Here is a 7,672-nt window from a genome sequence, read left to right as displayed (position 1 = left end):
AAAAAACAGATATTCAAAAAGCTAGTAAAGTAAGGTCAAGTAAGGGATTACTAGTCCATATTTTTGGAAAAATAGCATCTGCTTTTATAAATTTATTTTTTTAACCCTTGATTCGCATTACTAATTAACAGATGAAAAAAAGTAGTTTTTAATGAAAAATGGAGGTGGTCATTTTGCTCCGGAATTAAGTGGTCATTTTGAATTGGAATCAGGTGCTCACTTTAAATTGGAATTGGGTGGTCAATATAGCTGGAATTTGCAATAAAATTACTGAGGAGAAATCTTTTGAGTTTATCAAGTGATTAAAAGCAATTAATATATAACAGCAAAAAAGTCCTGCCTGATTATATTCTTAAACCGAATTCCGCATGCATTATTGAAAGTTCAGCATTTACTTAATTTTGAAGTGTACTACTACAGCTGGATTTATTGCAACAATGTCATTTATAAATTCCAGCTTTTGCTTTGGCGAAATAACAACTGAATCAAATTTCCCATATTGAATTTCGATCCTATCAATCGATGTTGCTGGCGCACTTAAAATAGTATTAGTTTCTGAAATGCTTTTTATTGTTTTGATATCAACTGTTTCTTTAAATGTAAAACCACACTTAATTTCTAAAATATCTCCGTTGATAGTGTAATGAGTCGTTACAAACATATGAACTATTAAAATAATGATAAGTACTACTATTGCGATCGCTAACAAATTTTGCTCTACAATTAATTGTAAAAATAAAGTAGTACCAAATATTAAAGTTAACGGAATTACTAATTCAAGACCTATCTTCGATTTATACCGTTTTATCATTTTATTATCCTTTTTCTACATTATTAAGCTTGGCTCTCACGAAAAATTCTCTTCACAGAATCGTTGTCTATAACTCTACTATTTTACCTTAAAGTTTGTGCGGTCCAGACATGTGTGAATTATAAAAACATTTAAGTCCAGCCCTGAAATTTATACTCTTAATTACCATTGAATTTGGATTTAATCGCTTTCTCAACTCTCCAAATTAGCACTGTCAAAATTAAAAACATTAATCCCAATCCTAAAGCTAAATTTACAGAATCATTAAAATTAGTAATCAAACCCAGAAAGCCGCATATGAAAAGAAGTAAACCTAATTTAATCATTTCTTTAGATGAATATTCCTGAGCAAAAGTCCATCTCTCTTGACTTTTCATTGAACTAGTTGATCGATAGCCATAAAGTGAATTAATTTTTCGCGGAGGAAATGCGCGCGTAATAATTCCAGCCGCCAAAAACATTAATCCGACAAAAAAAGGAATATTTATTAATGGATTTTGAGATATAGCGTTCAAGGAATCGATCATGATTATACTCTTTAAAACATTTTTATCTCTAAAGATATCGTTTTTAAAATATAAAGTAAAGAGTGTTTCTACTATTTCAAAATGGAATCTAATATTGGTACCAGGTTGTTAGAAATAATTAGCTATTTAATCGCAAATTCTTACCAGTATCAATATTTAAATTTTCGAAAATGCTTTGATGACTATCTTTTTAGAATTACGATTACAAAAGCCACTACCTTAAGAATTAATGCTAGTTACATCCCAAGAATACTTTTAACGATATGTAATGAGGTAGCTTCACAAAAATCGAGTCCAGAATAATCAGGATTAAAGCCTCCAATATAAGGAACTGCCATGATGTAAATATTTTCGTTATTTGCACCATAATGATCTAGAATTTGGAACTTATCATTTATACTAATTCCAGATACTGTCCTATAATAATTCCCTTGACTATCAACCTCAACGCTTGAATCTCCTTTCGACAATGCAATTTCACCAATCTTGTTATTTTGAAATCGCAGTTTAGCTGCGCTAACATTCTTATCTGCTTTCAAACTAGTAAAAGGAAAATCTTTGAAAGATAAATGAGGCTGCCCTACACAATCTATAAACGTACGATAGGACTGCGAATGCAAAGTATTTTTTTCATCATAGTACTTATAAATAATACCTTCCTCCTGTGGCTCAATTTCACTTTCGTGACCAACTGAAACTATTGACAAAACTCCAGCTTGGTAAAGAGCCAACAGATCGATACACGATTTTTGCGGAACAAAAGCTATAATAATACTTAGCAATGGCATTAAAACCTTGTGTAACCTTTCCATGTCTTCGGCAGAAAAGTGCTTTGCAGGATGATTCATTGCAAAACTTAAAACCGCAAGCATTTCCTTCCAGTAAATAGATTCTTGCCTTTTTATCGATTTCTCCGCCTCAACGTATTCTGCTTTTAGTAATTGAAATGAATCCAAGCGAATTCGCAGCTCCATCATTGCATCGACAAATTCTTCGATATTTAAATGTTTTATTTTTTGATAAAAATCAGGATCTTTATCTTTGAATATGTCCTTAAAATCTTTTTGGAAAATATAATCTAATGATAGAAACCCATCATTGTTATCTTTATGATCTTGTATTTCTTCTGGAGTTAATAACGAGTCATTACTTAAATGAGGATCTTCCAAATGGAACCGAAGAGCTGGAAGCAAACCTTCTCTCGAATGCATCACAATGCTGAAATTCGCACTTTCTTTATTTAGAGTATAATTTATATTTCCGTCCTCATCTGTTGAAAAAGTCCCATTTTTCCTGGCTAATGTTCGTATAGCGTCAATCGCTGTTAACGACGAACCTCTCAATGCAACAGCGTGATTTAAATTCAATTCAAGTTTTGAAGGAGGATAAGGCGAATCAAAACATCCGTCATGCTTACCTTCCCATTTAGATGGCCAAGAGTGACCTGTACAAATTATCACATCATCAAATTTCAGTTTTGACTGTGAAGTATAAAGCCAAACTTCCTTATTTTCAGCATCGTATTTGATGTCTAATACTTCACTTTCATAATGAACTGTAGTTTTTATTTTTATATCTGAAGCAATTTGTAAGAGTAAATCAAATTGAGTTGTCAAATAATAGCCAAAAAGTAATCTAGGAAGTACTTTATAATCGTTTATCGTAGTAATATCAATGTAAAATGATTCTAACAATTCATTAGGCTGCTCTTTTAACCACTCCACAACTGAAGAAACTAATTCTGGAGTTTCATTACCAGATACATTTGTAATATGTTCTCTATTTGCTCCCTCTTGACTATACGGCATTCCTGCACCAAGAACTTTTTTTCTTTCAAATATGTCTACTTCAAAATCAGAGATCCCCGAATGAATTAATCTTTTAAATAGAAATAATGCACTTGGTCCTCCGCCTACAATAGCAATTCGTTTTTTAGTTTTCATTAAAATTATATCATATTGAAAATTATAATTTAACAGAGTAAAGGCTTAGAAGAATTGTTGATTAAATGATAACAAGACAATAATGTAATGGATTCTATCCAAAATTTTCTACTAAAAGCCAAAATATTTCCAGAATTACTCTAGTATAAAATTAAATAATCACCTCATTATTCATTTACTGAATATTTGAAAAATTTTATAGAATTTTAAGTTTGATGCATTATGTAATTTCGTGATTATATCTTTTTCCTTTAAATGAGTCAACGGATGAATTGAAGCGAAAAAAATAAGGATTTTTAAATTTTGGTTCGAATAAGTAATTAGCAAGACAAAAAAAATGTCCGTCAATTGAATGACGAACATTTTTTAACTTGTCGAAAGCTTATGATTTTACAAGAATTGTAATTTTTACATTTCAGAATAAGGAATGTAAATATGAAAAGTAGCTCCTTCGTTTAAAATTCCAGTTGCAGTTATAATTCCATTGTGATTGTCCACAATTCGTTTAACAATTGCTAGACCAATTCCTGTTCCGTCAAATTTTTCTTTACCATGTAAACGTTGAAACACTTCAAAGATTTTTTCACTATACTCCGTTTCAAAACCAATTCCATTATCCTGAAATTTTATATAACAGTAGTTTCTCGAATCAATTAGCTTTGGATTATCAAATTCAGAACCTAATCCCGATTTACATTCTATTATAATTTTTGGAGCGTTTTCAGATTTTGTAAACTTTAATGAATTACTTATCAAATTAAATAACAATTGCCTAAACTGAAATGGAATTACGTCAATTTCACAATCACTTATTATAGAAATTGTATCATTAATGTCTAAAAATTCTTGTTCTAAATCTTCCTTTACTTCCTCTACAATAAGTGACAGCTTAGCTTTTTCAAAAACGCGTTCTTGAACGCTCGTTCTAGAATAAGCAAGTAAATCTTGTATTAATGTCTGCATTCTATTGGCAGCATTTTGCATTCTTAAAAATTTATCCTTGCCTTTTGGAGAAAGATTTTCACTTTCACCCTCTTTTATTTGGGTAGCGAATGTTTGGATTTTTCGAAGAGGTTCCTGCAAATCATGACTAGAGATATATGCAAAAGATTGCAATTCTCGGTTCATCTTTTCCAAATCCTCATTTTTATTAAAAAGCTCTTTAGTCCTTTCAGAAACTTGTCTTTCTAATTCGTTCGTAAACATTTTCTGATCTTGGATGTCGGTACTTGTTCCTACCCACATTGTAATTTTACCCTCTTTATCGCGCTGCGGAATTGCGCGACTTAACTGCCAACGGTAAGTCCCATCGCTTTTACGAAAACGATGCTCTATTAAAAAATCTTTTTCAGTTGCAATTGCTTCGAGCCATTTTACAATATTCGCTTCTCTTTCATCGTCATGCACAATGGAAATCCAACCGTGCTCGATCATGTCCTCCTTTGAATATCCAGAGAAATCAAAAACGGCTTGATTAAAGTAGTTAAGATTGCCCTCCTCATCTGCAGTCCATACAAACTGAGGCATCGAGTCTGCTAACAATCTAAATTTTTGTTCTCTCTCAAGCAATTGAGTTTGAATATTTTTCTCCTCAGTGACATCGCGTAAAGTTCCGATAATGCGAATTGCCCGATTATCTGAATTAAAAAACACTTTCCCTTTAGCTTCAATCCAATGAATCACCTCATCTACAATAGTTCTAATTTCATAATGTAACACACCCGTTTTTAGAGCTTTTTCAAATGCAGATTTTCTGATTGCCATATCACTTGGATGCATCTTACTTGAAAGTAAATCACGTTTAGGATTTTTTTCATTAGGAACCCCTAAAATTTGTAGAGCACGAGCGGAAACTTTAGTTTCATCTGTTACTAAATCTAATTCCCATATTCCTAGTTCACTAGCACTAATTACTAGATTTAGTCTTTGTTCATTATCTTCTAATGCCTTTTTTGCATTTACATTATTAGTTACATCTGTAGCAACGACCATTATTCCAGTAACGGTATTACCTTCAATAAGTGGATGATAAACAAAATTAAAATATGCGGATTCACTCTTACCAAATCGTTTTAAAGTTACTGGAAACTCGTAACCAAAAAACGCTTTTTGAGTTTCGTAAATACCTTTTATAATTGGATCAATAACAACTTCTACCTCTGGTAAGGATTCAAATAAAGGCTTTCCTAAAAATTCGTCCTCAGTTTTATAAACGATTTCTAGATAAGTGGCATTAACCATCTCCACAACATTACTTTGACCTCTTAAAATAACCATTGCAACAGGAGCTTGATGCATCGCATCTCGGAAACGTTTTTCACTTTCCTCAATTTTTTCCTTAGCTTCATTTAATTCTGTTACTTCGGCCGCAGTATTCATTACTCCGTAAATCTTTCCTAAAGAATCTCGTAACGGAGTAAAGCTGTAATTAAAGTAAAAATATTTGAAAATTCCATTCTTAACTATTCCTACACGCTGATTCTTTGCGCTAAAAGCAATTCCTGAAGCGTAAACTCCTCTTATTTGTTCGTAAATATTTTGATTTGCTAGTTCTGGCAAAACATCACTGTATAATTTACCTATTACATCAGTTTCTTTTCCCCACGCCTCAATTACAGATTGATTAGCAAGAGTAATTCGCATCTCTTCACCTGTGTAAACAGCGATTGGAAATGGAGCGCTTTCGACAAGACTTCTAATACTCTCTTCACTTTTTTCGATTTTATGACGAGCAGTTACTTGATCAGTTACATCAAATCCGATGGCCATTATTTTATTACTATTACCGTCTTCGTCGAAAAGAGGCTCATATGAAAAATTCATATAAACAATCTCTAACTTGTCATTGCGCATGATTTCAATAGGAAGTTCCGTAGTGGCAAAGCGTTCACCAGTAACTCTCACATTATCTAATATTTCTTTTATTCCTTGATGTTCTAATTCAGGTATTGATTCAAAAATGGAACGATTTTCTATTTGATCTTCTGTTTTATTCCATAATTTCAAAGCGTTATTATTTGCAATTTCCACTATATAATCCGGACCACGAAGTATGGAAATGGCTATAGGAGCTTGCAAAATCATCAGACGTAAATTATTCTCGCTCTGCTCTAATTTTTTACGAGCAATAGTTTGTGCTGTTATATCTTCTGCTGTGCCATTAAAACGGTAAGCCACTTTCTCTTTATTAAACAAAGCTTTACCCTTAACATGTAGCGTTATTTTATCGTTCGAAAGTGGATTTATAATATCATATGAAATATCGTAATTACCTCCAGAAGAATACTCTAATGTAGCTGCAATCGCCTGTACAACCTTTTCTCTATCGTATTCAGCGATGACTTTTATTCCTTCAATAATATCAATTTCCTTCTCGTCAGAAAGTCCAAACCAATTTTTTAAACGCTTGTTACTAAAAAATTTATTTGAAATTGGGTCAAAGTCAAAAGTACCTAGTTTAGCTGCTTCAATAACAAACTCGAGTTCATTAGTACTTTCCGCAACGGCTTCTTCCGCTATTTTTTGTGCAGTAATATCAGTGTTGGTTCCAAACCAAGTAACGATTACTCCTTCATCGTTTTTTAAAGGTAGCGCTCTAGTCAAAAAATGATGATAAACGCCATCATGACGCTTTACTGGATACATCATTTCAAATGGAATACCTGCTTGTAGAGAATTATTCCATCCTTCTAAAATTGATGAAAGCTCTTCTTCTTTATATACAGACTTCCAACCCCAACCTAGCATTTCTTCGATAGTTGTTCCTGTATATTCATACCATTTTTTGTTATACCAATATACCTCACCATCTGGATTTGCCATCCAAGATAAGTTAGGTATATTATCAGCCATATCTTTAAATCGCTGCTCACTTTCCTTCAAATCATCGTCCGCAATGTGCTGTGAAGTCGTTTCAATAATGGTAACAAGTATTCCTCCAACTTCACTACTTTCTAAAAAAATTGGACTGAAGGAAAAATCAAAGTAGCAATCCTCCGTTTTACCGTTTCTATCTAACGGCAACATAAAATCAGAATGAGCAACTGCTTGGCCATTCATCACCGTATCAAACATTGGTTCAATAATATTCCGAATTTCTAAAAATGTTTCATGAGAAGTTGATCCTAAAGCATTCGGATGTTTATGATTTCCTAAAATAGTGCGGAAAGCGTCGTTGTATATTTGGATACGTTCTTTTCCCCATGCAACGTACATCGCAAAAGGATTGTTTAGAACTAAAGAAACTGTAGTTTGTAAATTTTGTGGCCAAGTTGACGGATCGCCCAATGGTGTTTGATTCCAGTTTTTTTCGCGAATAAGATGTCCCATTTCGCCACCACCATTGAGGAAGTAAAATTGATTGTTTGAATTAATCAAAGTAAATTATTTAA

The 7,672-nt window shown here is 32.6% G+C and carries 4 protein-coding genes; all 4 read right to left on the bottom strand.

Annotated features, from left to right (window positions below; genetic code table 11):
* Positions 1 to 391: 391 nt before the first annotated feature.
* Complete coding sequence (locus RCH19_RS09080) at positions 392 to 811, bottom strand: PH domain-containing protein (RefSeq protein ID WP_343022954.1); 420 nt, start codon at positions 809 to 811, stop codon at positions 392 to 394.
* Between the two features lie 158 nt (positions 812 to 969).
* Positions 970 to 1,338, bottom strand: a complete 369-nt coding sequence (locus RCH19_RS09075) for an SdpI family protein (RefSeq protein WP_343022953.1) — start codon at positions 1,336 to 1,338, stop codon at positions 970 to 972.
* 236 nt (positions 1,339 to 1,574) lie between these two features.
* Positions 1,575 to 3,281 (bottom strand): FAD/NAD(P)-binding protein, encoded by a 1,707-nt coding sequence (locus RCH19_RS09070; RefSeq protein ID WP_343022952.1) that lies wholly within the window; start codon positions 3,279 to 3,281, stop codon positions 1,575 to 1,577.
* Between the two features lie 408 nt (positions 3,282 to 3,689).
* On the bottom strand, positions 3,690 to 7,658 hold the full coding sequence (locus RCH19_RS09065; protein WP_343022951.1) for a PAS domain S-box protein: 3,969 nt from the start codon (positions 7,656 to 7,658) through the stop codon (positions 3,690 to 3,692).
* Positions 7,659 to 7,672: the final 14 nt, after the last annotated feature.

This window comes from Flavobacterium sp. PL12 (genome assembly GCF_039123485.1).
Lineage (GTDB): Bacteria > Bacteroidota > Bacteroidia > Flavobacteriales > Flavobacteriaceae > Flavobacterium > Flavobacterium weaverense.
The sequence above is the reverse complement of the archived record's forward strand: the minus strand, read 5'-3'. Positions and strand labels throughout refer to the sequence as shown.

Bases quoted from the DNA above. Each gene is read 5' to 3' on its own strand.
- RCH19_RS09070 (WP_343022952.1), bottom strand. From the start codon at position 3,281: ATGAAAACTAAAAAACGAATTGCTATTGTAGGCGGAGGACCAAGTGCA.
- RCH19_RS09075 (WP_343022953.1), bottom strand. From the start codon at position 1,338: ATGATCGATTCCTTGAACGCTATATCTCAAAATCCATTAATAAATATT.
- RCH19_RS09080 (WP_343022954.1), bottom strand. From the start codon at position 811: ATGATAAAACGGTATAAATCGAAGATAGGTCTTGAATTAGTAATTCCG.